The sequence below is a fragment of the Occallatibacter sp. genome (assembly GCF_049510455.1).
Taxonomy (GTDB): Bacteria; Acidobacteriota; Terriglobia; order Terriglobales; family Acidobacteriaceae; genus Telmatobacter.
Map to the genome: position 1 here is coordinate 1 of NZ_JBEKYX010000077.1, position 20919 is coordinate 20919.

12 protein-coding genes, 2 tRNA genes and 2 pseudogenes are annotated in these 20919 nt (G+C 51.1%); all 16 read right to left on the minus strand.

The genetic code is table 11. The features are described from left to right. Positions 1-274: pseudogene (locus ABSG47_RS14630) on the minus strand (hypothetical protein); the annotation flags it as partial. A 630-nt stretch (positions 275-904) separates the two neighbouring features. Then, positions 905-3394 carry a hypothetical protein gene (locus ABSG47_RS14635; RefSeq protein ID WP_424170438.1) on the minus strand — a complete coding sequence of 830 codons (2490 nt, stop codon included), beginning with the start codon at positions 3392-3394 and terminating at the stop codon, positions 905-907. Between the two features lie 277 nt (positions 3395-3671). Next, positions 3672-5039: a nucleotide sugar dehydrogenase gene (locus ABSG47_RS14640; RefSeq protein WP_424170439.1), complete on the minus strand. Its 1368-nt coding sequence runs from the start codon at positions 5037-5039 to the stop codon at positions 3672-3674. Then, positions 5011-5853, minus strand: a complete 843-nt coding sequence (locus ABSG47_RS14645; protein WP_424170440.1) for an FkbM family methyltransferase — start codon at positions 5851-5853, stop codon at positions 5011-5013. The genes ABSG47_RS14640 and ABSG47_RS14645 overlap by 29 nt, the downstream gene beginning before the upstream one ends. Positions 5854-5970: 117 nt before the next feature. Then, positions 5971-7209 (minus strand): glycosyltransferase family 4 protein, encoded by a 1239-nt coding sequence (locus ABSG47_RS14650; protein WP_424170441.1) that lies wholly within the window; start codon positions 7207-7209, stop codon positions 5971-5973. Between the two features lie 91 nt (positions 7210-7300). Beyond that, a complete protein-coding gene (gene asnB / locus ABSG47_RS14655) occupies positions 7301-9181 on the minus strand; it encodes an asparagine synthase (glutamine-hydrolyzing) (RefSeq protein WP_424170442.1) in 1881 nt (626 codons plus the stop codon). Between the two features lie 8 nt (positions 9182-9189). Further along, a complete protein-coding gene (locus ABSG47_RS14660; protein ID WP_424170443.1) occupies positions 9190-10473 on the minus strand; it encodes a hypothetical protein in 1284 nt (427 codons plus the stop codon). A 45-nt stretch (positions 10474-10518) separates the two neighbouring features. Beyond that, positions 10519-11481, minus strand: a complete 963-nt coding sequence (locus ABSG47_RS14665; protein ID WP_424170444.1) for a glycosyltransferase family 2 protein — start codon at positions 11479-11481, stop codon at positions 10519-10521. 26 nt (positions 11482-11507) lie between these two features. Continuing rightward, entirely contained in the window at positions 11508-13322 is a 1815-nt protein-coding gene (locus tag ABSG47_RS14670) for an asparagine synthase-related protein (RefSeq protein WP_490355064.1), read from the minus strand. 82 nt (positions 13323-13404) lie between these two features. Next, positions 13405-13479 (minus strand) — tRNA-Thr (locus tag ABSG47_RS14675). A gap of 84 nt (positions 13480-13563) precedes the next feature. Further along, a tRNA-Thr gene (locus ABSG47_RS14680) sits at positions 13564-13638 on the minus strand. Positions 13639-13864: 226 nt separating this feature from the next. Then, a pseudogene (locus ABSG47_RS14685) lies at positions 13865-14686 on the minus strand (GNAT family N-acetyltransferase); the annotation flags it as partial. Positions 14687-14715: 29 nt separating this feature from the next. Further along, on the minus strand, positions 14716-16362 hold the full coding sequence (locus ABSG47_RS14690; protein ID WP_424170446.1) for a lipopolysaccharide biosynthesis protein: 1647 nt from the start codon (positions 16360-16362) through the stop codon (positions 14716-14718). 85 nt (positions 16363-16447) lie between these two features. Beyond that, positions 16448-17893 carry an O-antigen ligase family protein gene (locus tag ABSG47_RS14695; protein WP_424170447.1) on the minus strand — a complete coding sequence of 482 codons (1446 nt, stop codon included), beginning with the start codon at positions 17891-17893 and terminating at the stop codon, positions 16448-16450. Positions 17894-18009: 116 nt separating this feature from the next. Then, complete coding sequence (locus tag ABSG47_RS14700; protein ID WP_424170448.1) at positions 18010-19095, minus strand: acetyltransferase domain-containing protein; 1086 nt, start codon at positions 19093-19095, stop codon at positions 18010-18012. A 58-nt stretch (positions 19096-19153) separates the two neighbouring features. Next, positions 19154-20740, minus strand: coding sequence for an acyltransferase family protein (locus ABSG47_RS14705; RefSeq protein ID WP_424170449.1), 1587 nt, complete (start codon positions 20738-20740; stop codon positions 19154-19156). Positions 20741-20919: the final 179 nt, after the last annotated feature.

The window sequence follows — 20919 nt, forward strand, 5'->3', positions numbered from 1 at the left end:
GGAAATAAATCCACCACGAGAGTAAAAATTCCCAGAACAGGGCACAAAAATATTCCCATATATATGCAAATGCCCCGTTTCCTTCTTTCGGCATAGGGTGACGGTAGATATGAATTCCATCTGTAAACTCATAACCCTTTGTATAACCTTTGTATTTGGGAGATAAAACTGTCACGTCGTAGTTTGCTTCGCGTAACGCAAGCGCTTCTTTCCAGACACGTGGATCCAGAGGAACGGGTGCGTTTTCAACAATGATGAGAACTTTCCGGTTCACACACACCTCGAGTGGTTAAGAATTTTCCTGTAAAGCCCTGCAAGGGTACAAAGCATAGCGGGCTGCCACCATACAAAGGAGGAGCTTTGTTCGCTAATTGCAGTTTTCAAAGTTGGTCCAGTCTTGAAAAGGCGGTAGTTTTGAGCAAAAGCATCACCGATGCTGGGAAGGAGGTTTTGCCGATGAAGAAGAATTTTTTGCAGAGCAGATTCGCACGGAGGCATCAAGAAGCAGATGTACTGCCGCTGGAAAGGGAGGGAGACGTATCGCAGCGGTGATGAAGGTCGGCTTCTACCGTCCAGCAAAGACTACCAGAAATGCCTTCTGTGTGTCATTCAATGGAACCTTCCGGTTACAATGTTTGGACACGAACTGGCTCTAATCGCTGAAACAGGCAAGATAGATTATCGAGGCCTGCGCGAGGAATACAGTACGAGTTGTATCTGCAGAGTTCCAGTCGACTGTACGCGTGTAGAATTGGCCAGTCAGATCGCGGCTAGCCGCGATCTGACTGAAACAAAACAGGCCAGGAATTTACCCTCTAACTGGTACTGCTTTTCACGCCCTTCAACTGGTGTAGGAAACTAGGCCCTTCGAAACAGCACTACACTTACACTCAAGTCACTAAAGTTATTGATTCGGCTGCGGTGAAATGTTGCCATTTATGTTACTTGGAGGAGAAAGTGGCGCCGACGCCGACGCGGAATCATTGGCATAACAACTAGCCCGGTTAAACGTTAGCACTGGACCTGTGCCATCCGGCGTGCCGCCCATTGTGTTCAGATAGCAGAGCATAGCTGGATTTGCGTATGCATAGCCGCCATTCGCTGCTTGACTAGTTCCTCCACTGCACTGCGAAGAATTTGCAACAACGGAATACTTGTATGTTCCGCTGGAACAAACCGATAAGCCGCCTCCGCTCACGTCCGGACCGATTGCTGGATAGGGAGGGCATGTGCCGGTCGTCGGATTCTTCCAGAATGAAAGGCCGGTGCCGCACGATGCAAAGTTGCCGGTGACGCCATTGTAGAAGCTTGATGGCAATCGGGACTGCCCTGAGTTTGTATCACCAGAGGTTGGAACACTGTTAGGGTAATAGGTGTCTGTAGTTGGAATCTCAGAACCCACAACAGCGGTACCGCCGCTTCCAACTCCTAGTCCACTCGTCGGAAGATAAAAAGAGAAGCTTGACGCGCTTGATGCTGTAACTACACCTGTTGCATTGTAGCCAGAGACAGAGTTACCTGAAATTGTCACGGTGTTGGGATAGTAGCCCGATCCTATACCGGGATTAAGGGTGCTGGAACAGGTCACTGTATTTCCGCTTTGTGCGCAACTGGAGACATTGGAACTCGCGCCGCCACATGTGCTGCCCCAACCTGTGTCAGACGAATTTCCACACCAATGCACTGCCTTGGTGACTACATCGTAGTTTCCCCATAACATCGTCGTTGGCAGCGTCAGCATATCGTTAAGCGAGCCACTCACATCTATTTTGCCATGCGTGTTACCAGACCAACCGATGTCATACACATGCGTCCACACGTCTTGCGATACATCCGGACACCACATTTGCGTCGGAGAACTTGGACTGCATCGATACGTACTGTGATGCAATGGATTCCCAAGCACATTTCCGATTACGTTGTAGTAGCGCGAGAATGCAGCTAGGTGAATAGCTTCTGCATTATCGATCGGCATCGTTCCATTGTTTGACTCGAAACCGTTAAAGTAATTACGGAAGATTGTGCTCAGAGTGTGAGTACCCCAGATGTCATCCGAGTCCGGATAAGAGCCGATATTTCCCTCAAGTAGTACTTCGCTCTCACCGGCGCCATGCCAGGAGAACATTCCAAATTCATACGCTGAACTGCTACTGTAATACTGATTGACCGCAAAGTTGTATCCAGCCACACAGCGGGAGCACTGAGAGTCAAAATTGATTGGGTCTGCAATGCCCTGCAGAATATTGTTTTCCATCAACAAGTCGCCTACAACTCCGCCGCCAACACCATAGCTTTCTGTAGAAGCGGTAAAGGTCCAATAAAAGTAGCTATCGCGTATGACATCGTGGGCGGTGATGTAATTAAAGACAGAATAGAAATTCGCCGTCGTTGACGCAATGCCTCGAGCCCAGACGGAATTGGCCGTCTGCATGGTCACTGCCCGTTGCCCGACAGTTGATTCGTCGATAAAAAAGTCTTCAGCGCCCGCATTGGTAATGGTTGAACTACCCCACCAGGCCTCTGGCGTTTGGCTGCTACTCCATCCGGGCCATGCAAGGCCATTGGAGAGTGTCAGCGTGTAGGGACCCTTTCCGCTTGCGCATGTCCCACTGGCTGCCGTGCAGGCCGTAGCTACCACTACATCCTCCTGCGCTCGGTTTAGGCGATGGAGGCCGGTATTTGCCCCTTGCGATGAGCACGTTCCCGCCACCTCACATACAAATAAATTGTTATTATCTGCAGCCGATCCCGAGCAGGTTGCGCTACCTGCGGTTCCTGTATAGCCCGTGTTGCACTCGTCGAGCACAATCGGCGTCAGATTCACTACGATCCCGCTCACACTGTCAAGCTGGATCTGCGTGGCGCCTTCGCAGCTTCCGGAATTGACTGTAGAGCCGTTACAACCGGTCCAGTTTGCCTGCGTATATCCTCCGCCTTCGTAGGTATTACTGCCGGCAATACAAATGGCGGCGTTTAAGCCATTACACGAGCCGACAGCACTAAAATGTAGCCGTGTGCTGTTCGCTCCTTGTCCGCGTAGAACCACATTGCTGCGAAGCGTAATCCCGCCATTCAGGTAAAAATCCCCCGCTCCAAGGACAACAACGTATGGCGTCGCACACCCTGTGTATCCGCTGCCGCTTCCTGCAATTGCATTGTTGATTAGTGCCGCTGATGCCGCTGCGCTACTCGATCCATATGCCGCAATCGTGGCCCCGCACTGGTTCCAGCTTGCAGAGGGCACTCCGCCTGCGATTCCGGCCGTAGTCCAGTTCGCTGCACGATTGGTGCTGATGATGTTGCTCCAGGGTTGTTGCGCGGTTAAACGCGTTGAAACTAAAAGAGATATACACAACATAGTAAACACTACACAGCTATTAAAGTACCTGATCACAAGTCCCTCCAACCTTCACAAAAGTCTTCGGCAACTCTAATGCGGACGTGAGCCCAAATCCTACAAGATGATTACAAGAGTAATCAATTACTTCAATTTTAGTAACTATTCTATTGTAATAGTACTACAAGGGGCTCCCTTTCTGGGGACATTCAAACACATTCTTCTGCGATATCGTTACACCCCCGAACGGCACGGCGGTCTATTCTCCTAAAAATGGCTGCCATATACCTCCAGTTCGGTTGGCTGATCTGAGTATTCGGTGATCCTAAGCGCTTCACCAGCAAATGCCATCGTAGCCGTTCGCACTCCTCTGTTCGGCTATGCGCACAAAGTCAACAATCGTCTGTCCCGTCCGAACTTTACTTGCGGTGTCAAGGAATTCCGGGTCCTTGTTTCCAATAACGATCGTCTCCGCAAAATCCAGAACATCTTCGATCTTGTTGACCATCAGACGGGATACATGAGGGATTCTATTCAAGATGAAATCTCTGTTGGCGCCTACTAGGCTCGCCACACTCACGTTTTTGTCGTAAATTCGCATTTCGTATCCCTTACCCAATAGACGCTCAATAATCTCGATCATCGGACTTTCGCGCAGATCATCTGTTCCCGCCTTGAAGCTGAAACCGAGAACTCCAACTTTCTTTTTTCCCTTCCCGATGATTATCTGTAGTCCCCGGTTCACTTGCATTTCGTTACTGGGCAATATTGAAGAAATGATAGGAAGTTCCAGGTCACTCACCTTTGCTTTGTAGTTCAATGCGCGAAGATCCTTTGGAAGACAGGATCCGCCAAAAGCAAAGCCCGGAGTGAGATAAGCCGGAGAGATATTTAGCTTCCTATCCTGACAGAAGATTTTCATGACTTCATGAGCATCAAGCGATAAAACCTTGCTGAGATTTCCGATTTCGTTGGCAAAACCGATCTTGAGCGCATGCCAGCTGTTGTCTACATATTTCACCAATTCTGCGATCTCAAGCTCTGTTCTGATTAAAGGCGCATCTAGCTTCGCGTAAAGCGAAGCCAGCATCTCGCCGCTTTCGACATCCAACTGTCCAATCACCGTTTTGGGCGGTTTTCGAAAATCACTGACCGCCGATCCCTCACGCAAAAATTCTGGATTATTGCAGACGCCGAAATCAACGCCGGCCTTCTTTTGGGAATGCTCCTCAAGCACTGGGATAACAAGCTGACGCATCGTTCCGGGCAAAATCGTACTCCGAATGACGACCGTATGCCGGTGAGCCTTTTTACGGATGGCGTCTCCAATCAGTTCACACACACGTCTGATATAGGTCAGATCCAAGTTTCCATTGCTTTGACTCGGCGTGCCAACACACACAAACGATAAATCCGTCCCGCTGACTGCTTCGTCTTGATCGGTAGTCGCATTGAGTCTTCCTGCCCGTACCGCATCACTGATAATCGGCTCGATTTCAGCCTCAATAATGGGCGAATGGCCAGCGTTAATGAGATCGACCTTCGCGCGAACAGGATCCACACCAACGATCTGATGACCTTCGTGTGCGAGGCATCCTGCACACACTGTCCCGACGTAACCTAAACCAAAAATGCTAATCTTCACTGGCTCATTTCCCTTCGAATCCATGGCTCTAAAGACTGCTTCGCCAAAATACTTCAACGCATCTCTCGGTGCACTGATCGAACACATGAGAAAATTCGCTAGCTTGAAGCCATTTGTCTTTCGCAAGTCCCTGCCAGCAGTCGGACGAGTAATTAAACTCTCCTGTCTCTTGCAGAGACTTCAGAACTTCAATGCATTGCAACCCTTCTTGTTTGAATTCCGGAAGGTTAACTTCGAAGGAAATATATGGCACAGGTTTATGCAGACCCTGCAAAACTTTAAGCTCATAACCCTCGACATCGATCTTCACAAAAAACGGTACGCCGAACTCCTCAATCAGGCGGTCGAGCGTTGTCGTCTTGACGCTCTTCTCGTGCTTGAATTCGAGCGCATCGATTGTGTGCGCAAAGCGCTCTTTATCACTCTTCAATGTATCGGCCCATTTCCGGCTTAGCGTATTCAGCGCAGACCCGGGCCCATCGACCAACATCGTCTCGGCTCCTTCGTGGTCGCTTATTGCTGCTCCGACAATCGACACGGGCAGAGGTGTCCCTTTGGAGCCGGCAAATCGATTGCGCAACTTCGTCAGGTTCAGTTCATCTGGTTCGACTGCGACCACACGTGCCCCAAGTTGAAGGAACGCATCTGCCTTCTGGCCGGTATTCGCCCCAATGTCGAATACTGTGTCTCCTTGTTGAAAGCCACCGAGCAGCACCCGATAGAATTCCACCTCATGGGCTTGATCTTCACCCTGCGGTGTTCCCTTCAGTCTCCGATAAAGCCGGCCAATCGATGATGCTGAGATTCGCTGATAGGTAGCGCTTCTTCGGATTCTTGTTAAAGCAGACTTTGAAACGGATTTCTCGCTCATTATGTTCACACTCAGTACTGGTTAGGAATTCTTGAAACTACAAATCGAGTTCAGTAGGCTCACACCTGGTCTTTACGTCTCCGCATGTGCGCTATAACCACGTTTAAGACCGGCATGCTAGTTACTTTTCAGATCAACGTATGCATTACTTGTCAATTCAGCCACGGCCGCCCACGAGTGATGCCTATCGGCGTGTTCTTTGATTTCCGTCCGCGTCTTACTCAAATTCTTATAAAGGCCGCTTGAGAAGTAGTCGCTGATCGCTCTAGCCAGGTCCGCTGGATCGCCCGGCCGGGACATGAATCCTGTCCGGCCCTCAACAACCTCTTCTTTGAATGAGCCCACATCGGTCGCGACAACTGGCAATCCGAAACTATAGCCGAGAAAAAGAACGCCACTTTGAAAGATTTGATTGTAGGGTAGAACCATTACATCCGCAGCTTTCAGGTAAAGCTCCACATCTTCATCGGGAATGAACTGGGCCTTAAGAAGGACCCGTTCGTCGTGCATGAGCTCTGACGGAATCAGTCGCCTGATTTCGTTGAGATAATCCTCGTTTCTCTTTTCGGCCTCGCCCGCAATGATCAGACGGTAGCTCCTGTCCTGTTTAGCCAGAATCTGAAACGTCTCCAGCATGTGCTCGATGCCTTTATAAGGCTTGATTCTGCCAAAGCAGAGCAACGCCTTTTCATGACTCTGTAAGCCCAGTTTTTGCTTGGCCTCAGCGGAAGTCAGGCTCGTATCGGGAAAAGCGTCGTTGATGGGATGCCGGATAACAGTAACTACTCGATCGCGCACTCCGAAGTCGGAGATAAGTTCATCCTTCATCTTTTGCGTATGCACGAATATGTGATCCGTCAGCCGATACTGCATCCGCAGCGTCAACCGATTCAGAAATGAATCTTTTCCATCTCTCCTGGCTTCATTGACATTGTGCGCCGTGAGTGTAACCCTCTTCCGCATGGCTTTGTAGTAGAGCATCAGAAGAGTTCGATCGAAGAACTGTACCTTGCTATTCCAAAGGATGTGAAAGACCTTCGGCTTTGCCGCTGCCGTATACCGGATGAGGCTCGCATAATGCCGCAGTACCCTCGAAAGCTTGCCGGCCGCTGTGCGATTCGCCGACTGGGGCGGCCATAGATTGAAAAAGCGCAGCCCTGATGTGGTTTGCATTTCCGGACTATCGACATAATCGCTGCCAATCACGTCCAGACGAACACCCTTTGCTATCAAAGCCATCGCCAGACCCTGGGCATACGGACGATCGACTCCGCCCGTCAGCAAGGACACCTCTAATGGTGTCTGTGAGGCAGAGGGTTTTGCGGAAACCGAAATGTCTTCAGCAAGAGTTGGCATGCTACTCATGAGTCTGTACCGGTACGGGCTAACTTTAAACGATGTTACGAGAATGAATTGTCGAGAATCAATTCCACTATTGGTGCACTTCTTAAACCGTTGGCACCACTCTGCCACGGAGCCACTCTTCCAAAACGACCAGGCTGAAGAGAATTTTGTGGTGATCGCTCGCGCCGGAGCGATGCTGATCGAGAAGCGCTCGAACGGCGGCTGGCTGCAGATAATCGAATATATGCGACTGGGTATCCAGCAGCATTCCTTCCATCTTCTTCGACTGCTCGGCACGGAACCATTCGTCCACGACATTCATAGCGAAACCACGTTTTTTGCGGCGCATAATCGAGTCAGGAAGGAAGGACTTGCAGACTTCCCGGTGTATCCATTTGCCCACGCCATTGCGCACCTTGAAGTCCGCAGACAGTCTTTCGCCGAACTCGACCACCTCTCGGTCGAGATAAGGCACCCGCACTTCCAGGCTGTGAGCCATAGACAGCTTATCGCCATACATCAGGAGTTCATCCGGCAGAGTAGAGCGCATTTCAATGAACTGCAGGCCGCCGAGTTCGTCTGTGTGCTCCATGAGATCGGAGAAGTCGCCCCACGATTTAAGAATTTCGTCTCCCGGCGCGGGAGGCAGGATATCCGACTTAAAGAGCCCATCGATCTGCCCGTCGGGCAGTAGTGAAAGAACCTGTTGGTATCGCCTCAGGCGATCCGGTGTATCCAGTGAGCGCACGCCGCGTTTTAAAGTTTCATTCCTGGGTAGCGCTTCAACCATGGAAGAAATTGGCCCTCTTACCCACTTTGGCAGAGTACCCCACATTTGGCCATAACGAGTTCCCAGATGGCGGCGATATCCGCCAAACAGTTCGTCTGGACCTTGGCCAATGAGTGCAACCTTTACATCGCGCCTGGCACGCTCGCAAACAAAAAACATCGGCAGAACCGAGGGCGTAGCGACAGGTTCTTCCATGAACTCCACCACCCGTGGCAGTGAATTCTCGAAGGTTTGCCGGTCGAGCAAAACCTCTGTGTGTATAGCGTTGAACTCAGCTGCGGTCTGCGCCGCATCACTCAGTTCATCATCCGCAAAAGTCTTGCCGTATCCAACCGTGAATGTGCGCCACGACTTCCCATATAGGTTCATAAGCGCCAGAAGTAGCGAGGAATCTATGCCGCCACTCAGCAGCAATCCAACCGGCACGTCACTCAGCAGATGTCGCTTGACGGAGCGTTTGTAAATCTCCAGCAACTCCTCACGGGCCTCCGCTTCGGATTTCATCGGAGAGAACGGCTGGGGATTGCTGCGATACCACCGGCGCTGACTCGACTTGCCCTCCTCGAAAACCAGCATGGTTCCGGCGGCGAGCTTGCTTATGCCCTTGAAAACTGTATACGGAGACGGAGTGAAGCGATACCGAAGAAAAAGATTCAGCGCCGTCGGGTCCGGTTCCGGACTATCCGTCGCCGTGGCCAGAATGGTGCGAATCTCCGAACCAAACCACACGCTGCCATCTTTGATCTTGTAATAGATTGGCTTAATGCCGAATGGATCCCGCGCAATCAGCAGTCGGCGCTTGCGCTCATCCCATATTGCCAGACCGAACATTCCATTCAGGTGATTGAGAACGTCGTCGCCCCATTGTTTGTAGCCGAGAACAATTACCTCGGTATCAGAGCGGGTGCGGAAGACATGGCCAAAGCTTTCGAGTTCGCGGCGCAGTTCTGGGAAGTTGTATATCTCCCCGTTGAACACCACGCGAACCGATTCCTCAGCATCGGACATCGGCTGATGGCCGCCCTCAATATCGATAATCGAGAGACGGCGGAAGCCCAATCCAACCCGATCGTTGACGTAATAGCCTTCGTCGTCGGGGCCGCGATGGACGATGCTACGCGCCATCTGTTGTACCTCGCGCAGCAAGACCGGAGCTTGCCGGCCAAAATTAAATTGTCCGCAGATTCCGCACATATTAAAGCTTATGTCCTCACGCCGGAAAGATCTTCCTGCTGACCACTTTTAAGCAGGAGCAGAGATAGACTACGGAACAGTTGCGCCTGCGCCCAGCGATGCATTGGAACGTTGTCCCAGCCGAACAACAGTTGCCGCGATCGGAACGAGCCGTTAGGCCGTTGCCATATCGTCAGAACCTGGTTCACGACTCCGTCAACCAGCCGATCCAGTTTTTCAAAACGGCCCCTTAGCAACATACCGAGATTGATGCACTCAGCATAGTCGTACAACTCACGGCGATACACAATCAGACGCGGCGGTTTTGCGAAGGGCTTCGGCACACCGTGTTCATCAAAAAGGTTGCGCACATAAAAATCGACGCCGCGCTCAATTGCACGCGTGCATTCCACATCGCCAGTGAGCGCTTCAATCTTGGCAAGGGCCTTCATGACAAAGCAAGTGTGAAAATGATCGACAAAATGCCTCGTCCCGTCGTTTGCGTAATGCCAGGATCCATCGGCATTCTGAGACTCAAGCACAAAATGAAGATTTCGGCTGGCGACTTTTGAATAGCGGTCGTCAGAAAAATCTATCGCCGCCTGCGTCAGCATGAAAGCGCGATAGGCATTTGCATTAATAACGCCCACTGACTGCTCAGGGAATGGACTGTAGGAACAGGAAGACGCAAGCTCTGAAGTATTGAAATCGTGATAATCCTCCACGCCGTGCTCTGCGATGGACCGCATGATTTCCCGCCACCGAGCATCATTATCGATCACATGAACTTCGCGGAAAGCCTCGTACACATAAGGCACGGTCGTAATGAGCGGTGTTCCCTGCCAGATCGTTCCACGCAACGTTCCCCAGTTGAACGGATACCCCCAGCAATACCGATCATGCCCAGCGCAGCGAGTCTCTTCAAGCACCTGCAAGAAGTGGCGCGCGCGCTGATAGTGCTCGTCAGAATTCAGATGACGCGACAAAAACGCAAATCCCATGGCGTAATGTGCGTCTGCGATAGGAAATCTCTGACGTTTCCAAAAGAGACTCCGGGCCGAAGGCAGGAAGGCCTCACAGAAGATGATGGGAGAGACAGCCATCGTGCCTAAGAGCGGCTGGCGATAGTAAAGCTGCTTAATATTTCGGCACAGGTCGCTGGCATAAAAAGTTTGAAAATCCCAGGAGGTCTCGCCATAGCGGTCAAGCCAGGAGATAAAGCGGCGAACACCGCCAAGGACTTCTCCTGTAGGTGAATAGTTCGCTTCGGGTATTGCGTTGGTATCGATTGCGGCTGATAAAGCTGGCGTCATAGAAAATCCATTGGAGCAATTGTTTTGTGAAATACGGAGATCGCTTTACTTCACGCTGTTGATACGAGTTGTATTCGGCTCGACCGGCAAAAGCTCAAAATTATCAATTTTTTTGAGCCTGAACAGAGATGACAAGATCATCTTCAGCTTAAGCATTTGCTCCCTGCGGTGAAAGCGCATGAGTTCCGGTGAAACCGGCCGTTCGGCACGGGTCAAAAAACCATTTACGTAACCAGAGAACAGTGCGCCACCTGCAATTATGTAAGGGCGTTTCTTCATCCTATACACGCTTCGGAATACTTGCCACAGAGGGTGCCCGCCGAGGATGTAGTCCTTTTTGCCATAAGCAAATGCGGAACCGATCTCGCCTCGTTCAGCAGTCCCCAACGGCCTGTGATGCAGAAAAGATTTCTCGCGGAATGAGCGGGTATTCCATCCAACCATGCGAGCTGTTGTTACAGCCATCCAATCGATTCCACCCACTTTGCTGGGCACATATCCGCCGATCTCCTCAAAGCACTCACGGCGGAATATCTGGCACTGACCGGAGACATAGGACTGGCCCTCAAAGCTGTCCGTCGCGGAGTTATAGCCGCTCGGCTCATGAAATACCGTTCCCGCGACTCCCAGCCGATCATCCTGCCTGAACTTGGAGAGCAGAAATTCAAAGTGGTCGAAATCCAGTGTGACATCCGCATCCAGGTTGCCGACAATCTTGTACGGAAGTCCTTTGACCCGTTCCAAGCCAGCCCTGACTGCTTCAACCTTGGCTGCAAAATGACGCTCTTTGCGGACCGGACGATTAACCAACTCGATCCAGCTATGCGCGGCAGTGTACTTCCCCACTATCTCAGCGGTTGCATCCGTCGAGCCATCGTTCACAATGACCCACTTCAATGGGAGCACCGTCTGTGCCACGACAGATCTAAGTGTCTCCTCAATGAAGCGCGCCTCATTGCGACTGGGACTGATCAGAACATAGGGAAGATCGTTGACTTCGTTGCTCATGTGATTTTCCTTGAACCTTTGCCTCTCTAAGCAGATTCCACGAAGAGCCGGTGCGCCAGTTCCAGCGTCAGAAGCCTGTGGATCTCGTCCGTATGGTTCTCGTCCCCGCGCAAATGACCATTCACTACTCGCTCGACTCCCGCGCGGGTCACGTAAGGCCGCGCCAAAGCGCGATCGTCGAGAAGGATCTGGCGTACATAGTCTTTCAGGTGATCTCGATACCAGACACGGAAATGAAACGGCTTGTGGCGGCCGAGCCAGATACGCTCCAGATGTAACGGAGCCAACATGTGATCGATGCGTGCCATCCACTGGGGCATACCCATGTCGTATGCGTATTCCGCCTTAAATGTGAACTTGAGATACATGCTGGTTAATGCACTATTAAACCCGGGCGTACCCCGGTCAGTCCGTATCTTTGCTAGCACAGAATTACCCTCTTGAATAAGCCGGGTTCTAACCTTTGCATTCTGTCCCAGAGTATCCAGACGAGGAGCTCTATACGCAGTCTTGACGACCTCGTTGTCAAGAAATGGAGCGCGAATCCCTATTTGAGTCTGTTCCAGGCCCAATATGCCGTAGTGGTGCCATGGCGATTGGCGAAACGCCACGAACGAGATCGGATGGACTCGTCGAGCGGTATCGTAGGTTTTAATCCCCGCATCAATGTTTTCGCGCACGGGCCCAAATAGGCCTTCTGTCGGTGGCACCGCCTTGAACATGACGCTCTGCATCATAATTTCGCTGCCATAAGTTCCCACCATGCGCACCGGCGCAATTTCCCGTGCTCTTTCTTGTACGTAAAGATCGGGAGAACGGCTCATATCGACAGACGCGTCGCTTAGGAAAACCGTACGCTCCGCGTAATGAGAAAACTGCGACAGAAACTCAGGCCCTGCAGTAATCACCTCGTAAGTTTGCCCACAAATTTCAGCGACGCGGCGAGCGAGTTTTACGTCCTCGTGATCGCGGTACGTACTGCCCCATGTATAGCAAGGAAGCGAGTTTGGCTTGGCCTTATGCCACGCCATGATAACGCGCGTGTCCAGTCCTCCAGTCAGCGACATTCCCACTTTTTCGCGTCCACTAAAATACCGCGGGAGATTGCCTACGAAAGCGTTCTGAAGCTGCTGGTAATAGTCTTCCGGCCCGACCGCTTCCTGCTGTTCCCATTCACTCGGCTGAAAATAGCAGCTTTTATTCTCAATCGAGCCATTCCTGAAGTTCCATGCAGAACCCGGAGGCAGAAGATAGATGCCATTGAATAACGTCCGATTCTCAAGGACGCAACCGCATGCAATGAACTCTCCAAGACCGCGCGCATCAATACTGCGTAGTTCCGGGCGCACCTTCAAAATGGCCTTGGCTTCCGGGGCAAAATAGAATCCATCTTGGGACTCGTGATAGTACAGGCGCTGCAACCCATACCGGTCATTAAACAGCGTTGCAGAACCCCGTCGACGATCGGCTACCAAACCATGAAATCGTCCGTTTAATCCTTTAGGAAAGTCCGCCTCATCTTCGTAACGATGAACCAAATAAGAGGAATCCGTTTCTGAGAACTGGTGGCCATGTTGCCGAAGCAAGCTCTTTAAACCTGGTTCTGGAAACTCTTCTCCAGAGAAGAAAAGCTTTATCTGAGCATCCTCGCTACAAAATGGCATCCCATCCGCAAAGGAATCTTTCCGCGCCACCCAACCTACATAAACTCCCAGTTCTTCGTTGATCCAGACTCCGGAGACGTAAAAGGACTCGTGCTTAAGAGTCTCGAGCATCCGCATGAGTTGCGGCTCCGCCCAATCGCGAGGCCGCTTGGTGATTAAACCCGTGATCCCTGGCATTTTTACCTTCGCTAAATGATTGCTGTATTTGGTGAGACACTCCTACTCATCAAAAGATGAGTAGGAAATCCTTCACAGGAAGTGGAGCCGGCGGGAGGATTTGAACACTCCATCTGCCGATTACGATTCGGCTGCTCTGCTGTTAAGCTACACCGGCCTATGAAATCTACGAATTAATCGCGCTGTATAGAGGAGACATCGTTGCACATCAGAAGATGAGCAAGTCATCCTTCAAGCGAAGTGGAGCCGGCGGGAGGATTTGAACACTCCATCTGCCGATTACTATTCGGCTGCTCTGCTGTTAAGCTACACCGGCGTATGAAATCTATAAATTGGTACATTCGTGTCCGTGCATTTAATCCAGCCGCAATCACTGAAGGCGGAAGAATACCAATCAGGCCGCGATGAAATTTGGCCTTAATGCAAAATCTTCCCCATACATTGAGAGGAATAAAATACCTGGGAACAAGAATCTCTTCAAAACCATTTCGAATTTTGAACTCCAGCAACGGGCTGTCGCGCTTGTTCCCGTAGTGATAAAGACCATAGCTGATGTGTGATATCTTGCGTGCTTCACAAATCTCCACAGCCCTGGCCATGAGTGCATTTGCTGGTCTCTTGTCAAAGTGACTTGGCTTTGTCGTTAAATTTAAGATCGATGCTACATCCCCTCTGTATACCAAGTGTAAGAATCCTATCATCTCGTCACCGGAATACGCACAAATAAAGTCACATCGTCCCACATATTCCGCGTAGCGATTCCTGGTCTCGTCCAAAGTCAGTCCGTAATACGCGTTCCTCATCCCCTGGCGTGTCGGAGAATCGTCATTTACCGCTTTGAGCCCCTTGAGCAACGCCTCATCAAACTCTTTAACTCTTACCAGAACACCGCGCTTTTCAGCTCGCCTTACGTTTTTCCGGGTTACCTGAGATAGACCCTCCCACCACTGCTTAAAGCTTTCGAGCCGAATGGCCGCGACGCTCTCCAATTCAAATGGATATGCATACTTTGGATCGATCGAAGGAAGCTTCTGCGGAAAGGTAAAAATGTCCGCCCTTAAAATATGATTGGCTTTGCTTTTCAATGCCGCCAAATAGAGTTCTGGTGTCTCCAGTTCCTTCTCACTCATTTCTTCGCCGCGAACGTAAGCAATCTTTAGCTGTTTGCCTCTGGACAGAAGTCTATGGCCATTCACTTCCATCACCGGCATTTTGACCCAGCGTCCCTTGACTCTGACTTCAACGAACTGATTCGACGCCGTCATATTTGTAGGCTGAGTCTTCATTATTTGTCCTTTATCCATTCGAAAGATCGATTCAATTCGTGATAACGCTAGCATGCTCGTGCATGTCGAAACGTTCATTGGCCAGGTCTCTGGTAGTTCCAGCAGCCTTACACCTTGCTGCCGGTTTTATCGGGAACGACGAGAAGTTCGGAATCCAGTTTGATATCCGCAGACCACTCAGAGATTTTCTCGGATGCCTCTATATCGGCAGGCATCGACGATGCGCGACGATTCATACGCTCAGGCAAAAATTCGCGGATTATCCCTGCAGCATCATTCAGCGGTTTGAGGCCCCCGTAGAGCAAAATCATGAAGCCGATGTACAGAGCGTAGAACACCAATGAGACGAGGCACATCCGAAGAAAAATGCTCGGAGGGCCGGGGGAAATCGTAACCTTGATAATGTTCCGGAAAATCAGAGCTGTCGATCCTCCCGCCAGAACGGAAGCCACAAAGAATCTCCAGATCACATTAAATATTGGCCCAACTCCAAGGTTGATTGGCTTGCCCGCATACCAAAACCCGGGAAACATTAGCAGAAAATAGGAAGCCGTCCATGCAAAAGCGATTCCGGAAGGGCCCCAATGCAAGGTAACGAAGAACAAGACTGCAATGCAGGCAAATTCAATCAATCCCCATCTGAACCATCTCTCGGGGCGGCCGATCGAAAGATGGATCCAGCCGTGCGTGTTGTACAACAACATGATTCCGATTCCAGGACCAAACAAAGCAAAGATTCTACCTGACTCCCCCCAGCCTGGTCCGAGAAGGAGGCGCATGACATCTTCGCCAATCAGCGCAAAATTCGCTCCAACTCCCATGCCTACCAGCGCCAAAACCGATATCATCTGCAAAAAATACCGGATAAATTGTTCGCGATCATGTTGCACGCGGCTTAGCGTGCTGACGGCCACCGCGGACAGGGGAGCCAATAACTGCGACTCTGGAAGCACAAATAGATCGTATGCCCGCTTATAAAACCCTAAGGCCCGATCGCCAAATCGCCAGCCGACAAGAAGATTGTCTAAATTGCGTGTCGAGTAGCTAAAGGCGTAGTGCGAATAGACGTTCATCGCAAACTTGAACGAGGTTCCTGTCCCTTTGGCTCGCCCTGGCAACCCTGGCATCCACTGGCAGATCGCTAAGGAGCCAATGGTGACAGTTGCTGCTTGCACTACACTGCCCCACACCAGCGCCCAATAGTGCCATCCTGCAATAGCCAAGGCAATGGACACTCCATACTGAAGCACTTGCCCGATAAAGTTGATGATCGCGGCAGTTCGGAATTGCATGGCACGCTGCAACAGCGCCATGTGGACATACCCCAGGCAACTGATCACAATCGTAATCGACATGCCTCGAGTGACTTGGGCCACGTCGGGGGTGTGATAAAGAAGCGCCAGCAGCGAACCCGCGTAGGCAAACGCAACCGTCAAAATCGTTCCAATGCCGAGATTCATCCAGAAAAAATTATTGGCAAGGGATTCCGTCATTTCCTTGCGCTGGATGATCAGTTCCGTGAATCCGTTTATCCCAAAGCTGCGAAGCAGAAGGCTGAACGTTGTAACCATGGTCACGATTCCAAAATCGCCAGGCGTCAAAAGCCTTGCCAATATAACAACAGCCCCCATCTGCACTGCAAAATTGCTCGCTGCTCCGGCAATCGCCGTGCCGGCGCCACGAACTGCACTGCGACGAAGCCCTCTTCCAGTTGTAATCGAAAGGAAGGTGCCATCGGGTTGAAACGGTCTCAAAACATCTCCTGAATGGTGTCACTAACAATAACATCAAAGTTTAATAGTTATGTGAACGGCATACAGCAATAAGTTCAAATCAGATTTACCGCGTGCTCACCTGTGCAAGCGGCGTGCCCGCAGAAATAGGTTTACCGATCGCCGCAGATCCGCGGGTAGTGGAAGCTCCTGAAATACGGCTCTTTCGCTGCTCGGGACGGACCAGGCCAATGGTAATGCCTGTCGCGCCGATGACACCCAACAACAAAGAAATCCACGAAGGTGTCATGATCCTGAAGCCTGCCTCCGTGATGTTGTAAAAGGCGCAAGTCACAATGAAGGCCAGAATTAGGCAGCCAAGCTCGCGATCACGCTGGAAGGCCCTTACGGCCCTAAAATATCCACCGAATACGATCGTTAATATGAGACACACACCCGCCCAGCCAAGATCCAGATAAATCTGAAGATAGCCATCGTGAGCTGAGTTTAGATTGCTCACGTCGTGATAATCGCTGAGGATATGCGCAACTTTGTGCGCATTCGCGTTCCAGAAGCTCTCAAATCCCGTGCCGATCAATGGATTGTCGGCAGAAGCAATCGCCGCCGCCCAGATCGGGCCACGCCCGGAAAAATCCGAACTCCTTCCCATCGCACTCGTAACCGATTCTCCTCCAAACAGCATCGCCCCGGCGCCCAAAAGGAGAATACTCAGACAAAGAACGTGCAGATTGGCGGGACGCTTTCGGATCACTGACAGCCCGCTTGCATACATCAAAAAACTGCCGAGGAAAAAGCAGAATGTGGAGGTCGCACTATGAGCCATCTGCAGAAGCCACACCCCCAAGAGAAGAAGAACCCCCTGCGCGATCATGCGGCGTGTACGGTTAGGCGCTTTCCGATTCAACAACAGTGTGCGTAAGTTCCACGCCACGCCAATCGATATGACATACAAAATGAGGCCAAGCGTGTTCTTATTCGTGGTTACCCCTGTGTTCATAGGGACGCCAGAGGGATCGTACGTGCGGCCCATATCTGTCCACCGAATCAAAACAATGGACAAGGGAAACAGGAAGAAACCAACTCGAGAGAAAATTCGACGCAATGTCGCGGCCGGATCGACGTCGGTAAAAATGATCAGAACCATAATGAGGTCGCCAACGCATTTAATCCAACGCTTAAAAGACGGCTCGTGGAATGGCGACCACAACGTGCTTAACAGGCAGTACGCAAAATATAGGAGTACGGGGCCGCTCGCTTTGAGGAGTGTATTTGTCCGTTTCCCTCGCCGAGCGAGCACAACTATACCGGCAACAATGAGAGCCTCATAAATCGCCGCATCCATGGGGCTGCCGTCGAGAGTCGATGCGAGAACATCCCCGGAGCTTGGACCCGACATCCCAAACCATGTGGATACCGGCCTTGATCCGATAATGCAAAGCCAGAGCACCGGCAACCAGGAAACTTTGGAGACTCGAACCGATTTATCACGGTCAAGAAAAAAAAGCCCTGCTACAAAAACGCCGCAAATCAGGAGGGCAAGGGGAGCGCCCATTCAACTCTCCTTGGGAAGGCCGCAATGATCTATCTGATCCCGCGTCGTTTGATGTGTCAATTCCATCCCTTGATCCAATGAATAAACCATTGCGTGTGAGACTTCTACGCGGCCGCTCAAGCGAAGACAGCCTTATATAGCCTGTTCACGCTTGTGAATCTTGCTCTTGCACGATCAATCGCTTCTACGCTCGCGATTGTAAGCACCAAAGCTGCAAGAAACGAGACTGGCAACGCGGCAAAACCAAGATGCATGCGTTGAAACCCTGCGCTAAGGGCCTGAAGAATTGCTACCTGCGATATATATCCAAACAACGAGTATTTCCCTAGCAGTATGACCTCATTTTTAGCTAAACCTGTGTCATTTCCGTAAGCACCAATCACATAGAGAACCAGAAGGTTTAGGATTACCCCGGCTACTAAAAGGGGAAACGAGACATTCCAAACTGTGATCGCAATTGCGTAGCCGGCGTATGCAACAGCAAGAATCCATAAGTGACGAGTGACATTGTTCAACATTTCGATCAACATGAACCCTGACAGGACACCCATCATCCCAATCGCGACATATTCAAGGTTGTAGCTTACGTAGCCAAAGATTTCCAGTGTTGCAATAGATGCGAGGAGGACTAGGCAAGCAATATGAAAAGTTCGCCTGTATCGTCTGAAGGGGAAAATAAGCAGCCCCGACAGTATAAGAACGTAGCTGATAGGAACGAGAATAGAAAACGACACCAGCTTGGTCCCGAAGGTCGGCAGATTTCCTGAGACGAAGACGATAAATAGATTGGCAAGAGATAGAAAACCCTGCCCTACAGTGCCAGTGCCGAGTAAGGGAACCACAAGATTGCGTGCGAGATTCAAAACAAAAAAGATTGCTACCAGCTTCAGTCCTCTTGTGACTAACCTCTTCCAGAGACTTGGATCCTTGGCCGAGTATTTTGAGAGGTATATGTGAGAAATCAGAAATCCCGTAATGAAGATGAACGAGGGGGTCAAGAACCTCAGGTAGAAATAGTATTTCCATTGAATTCCAATGAAATAGTTAATCCAGTGGTAAAGCACCATGATGAGGACCAGCGCGCCTTTGGTGAAATCGAGCGCGTGAATCCGCTGGGCCTTTGGCGAACTGGCAGTCGCCGGCAACTCGGGCCTCACAGCCAAGTCCTGATTTTTCTGAGGCACGGTCTCAATGGGTGTCATGGTCGGCAGCGATTGCATTTGGAAAACTATTTTGCAGAATGAGAAATCCTGCGAAGGCTTACTGTAACTTACCCTGATCTACCATCCGCTGTATGAGGGAGGCAGCTCCTGGGTTGCTGAGGTGGTTATCATCCGCCATCAACGGCAGCTTATGGGCTGGATCGGCATATTCAAGACAGCCATTCGCGCCGCAGATCTCGTCGTAGAGCGAAATATAAGGCACATGCCATGTCGTTGCGGCCATCTGCTGCATCTGTGCGTCTAGGCCTTGTTGACCCTGTACCAAATGTTGACTCGCTAGGCCAGGTTTATTCCAGGCAATCGAATCAGCAAGCAGTCGCGGCAGGGGCGCATCATACTCCGGCACAGGGCCGAAGACAGTTACAGGTACCTGGTGATTCTGTCCCCATCGGGCGGCCAGAAAAACGCCCTGTACCGGATGTGCCGGCAAGTAGCTCCGGAAGATATACGCCATCATCTTCTTGCAGTCCTCGCTCCCCGAAGGAGCGAGCGATGGAACACAGGCCGCCGTGCTGGCCTGCATCACATTGGCGTCTTTGAGACCCGTATCGAGAGCGGACCAGAGCATGTCTGAATGGCTATCGCCGATCAGCAGGTAGTTTTTCTTCCCACTGTCCTGACGCAAACAGGTATTTTGGCGGTAGCTCTCGAAGTGATACTCCGTGGTGATGAAGCAGGTTCCAACCCGCCCCGACTTGCTTTCCTGTTGGCCATCAAGAGCAGAGGCAATTTGCAGCGCCTTTTCAGGGAAACGCCCGGGAAAACCCTGAGCGAGTACTGTCCATGCGGCACCTCCCATAAAAACCACCATGACCACACCGGCCAGCACGAAAAGCGGCCGCCGGCTCAGACGAAGGGGGCCGCTACGAAAAGGCGTCTCTACAAATCTCCAGGACAATACGGCCAGCACGAGCGAGAGAACAATCTCGACAAACATATCGAAACGGTGTTCGGAAAGCAGACCCGCGTGCGTTCCAAGGTGAACTCCACCTAGGCCAATGAGCACGCCCATCTTTTGCAGCACAATGATCGGCCAATGCCATAGATACAAGGAGTAGGAGATGAGACCGACAAACACCACAGGGCGCCAGGACAACACCGCGCCAACAAGTGATCCACCAGCTTCTCCAGCCCAGATAATCAGCGCCGATCCGACACACGGCAGCAGCGCACTAAAACCCGGAAACAGTGTCGCCTCGGAATAAAACATCACCGACCATGCGATCATTACGAGCCCAGCCAGCGTAGCTAGATTTCGCAGCCCTGCCGATCTCAGTGCCGGAAATATTTTGAGTGACAGCAGGGTGCCTAGCAGCAGCTCCCAGGCGCGAGTGTATGGCATATAAAATGCGCTGGTTCGATCATGCAGAACCACAATACCGCTCGTAACAAGGGATGCAATGAACAGGAGCGAAACTGACGTGCGGAGCTTTCCGGGGAAGAAGCGACGAACCACAAGCAGGAACAGTGGGAATGAGAGATAGAACTGCTCCTCCACAGCAAGAAATAACCGGAATGCTGCCAGAAGAAGATGTTCGAGACTGAACCCGTTGCAGCGAGCATCGATTTTGCGTAATCGACCAGTTCGCGCGGAAGCAGGAAAATGGCTGCGGCGATGCTGCATGCTGCCAGCATGGCGAAAAGCGCTGGAAAAATTCGACGGATGCGCCGTTCGTAAAATCCGACGATTGTGAAGCGCGAAGCGTTGACCTCGGCAAAGATAATCGAACTTATCAGATAGCCGGAGATAACGAAGAAGACATCAACACCGACAAATCCTCCCGCAAATCGATTCAATCCGAT

What these genes read in the sequence shown, in the direction of transcription:
- ABSG47_RS14695 (WP_424170447.1), bottom strand. Translation starts at nt 17,893, where the DNA reads ATGGGCGCTCCCCTTGCCCTCCTGATTTGCGGCGTTTTTGTAGCAGGG.
- ABSG47_RS14645 (WP_424170440.1), bottom strand. Translation starts at nt 5,853, where the DNA reads ATGAGCGAGAAATCCGTTTCAAAGTCTGCTTTAACAAGAATCCGAAGA.
- asnB (WP_424170442.1), bottom strand. Translation starts at nt 9,181, where the DNA reads ATGTGCGGAATCTGCGGACAATTTAATTTTGGCCGGCAAGCTCCGGTC.
- ABSG47_RS14705 (WP_424170449.1), bottom strand. Translation starts at nt 20,740, where the DNA reads ATGCAGCATCGCCGCAGCCATTTTCCTGCTTCCGCGCGAACTGGTCGA.
- ABSG47_RS14700 (WP_424170448.1), bottom strand. Translation starts at nt 19,095, where the DNA reads ATGACACCCATTGAGACCGTGCCTCAGAAAAATCAGGACTTGGCTGTG.
- ABSG47_RS14665 (WP_424170444.1), bottom strand. Translation starts at nt 11,481, where the DNA reads ATGAGCAACGAAGTCAACGATCTTCCCTATGTTCTGATCAGTCCCAGT.
- ABSG47_RS14660 (WP_424170443.1), bottom strand. Translation starts at nt 10,473, where the DNA reads ATGACGCCAGCTTTATCAGCCGCAATCGATACCAACGCAATACCCGAA.
- ABSG47_RS14670 (WP_490355064.1), bottom strand. Translation starts at nt 13,322, where the DNA reads ATGCCAGGGATCACGGGTTTAATCACCAAGCGGCCTCGCGATTGGGCG.
- ABSG47_RS14650 (WP_424170441.1), bottom strand. Translation starts at nt 7,209, where the DNA reads ATGCCAACTCTTGCTGAAGACATTTCGGTTTCCGCAAAACCCTCTGCC.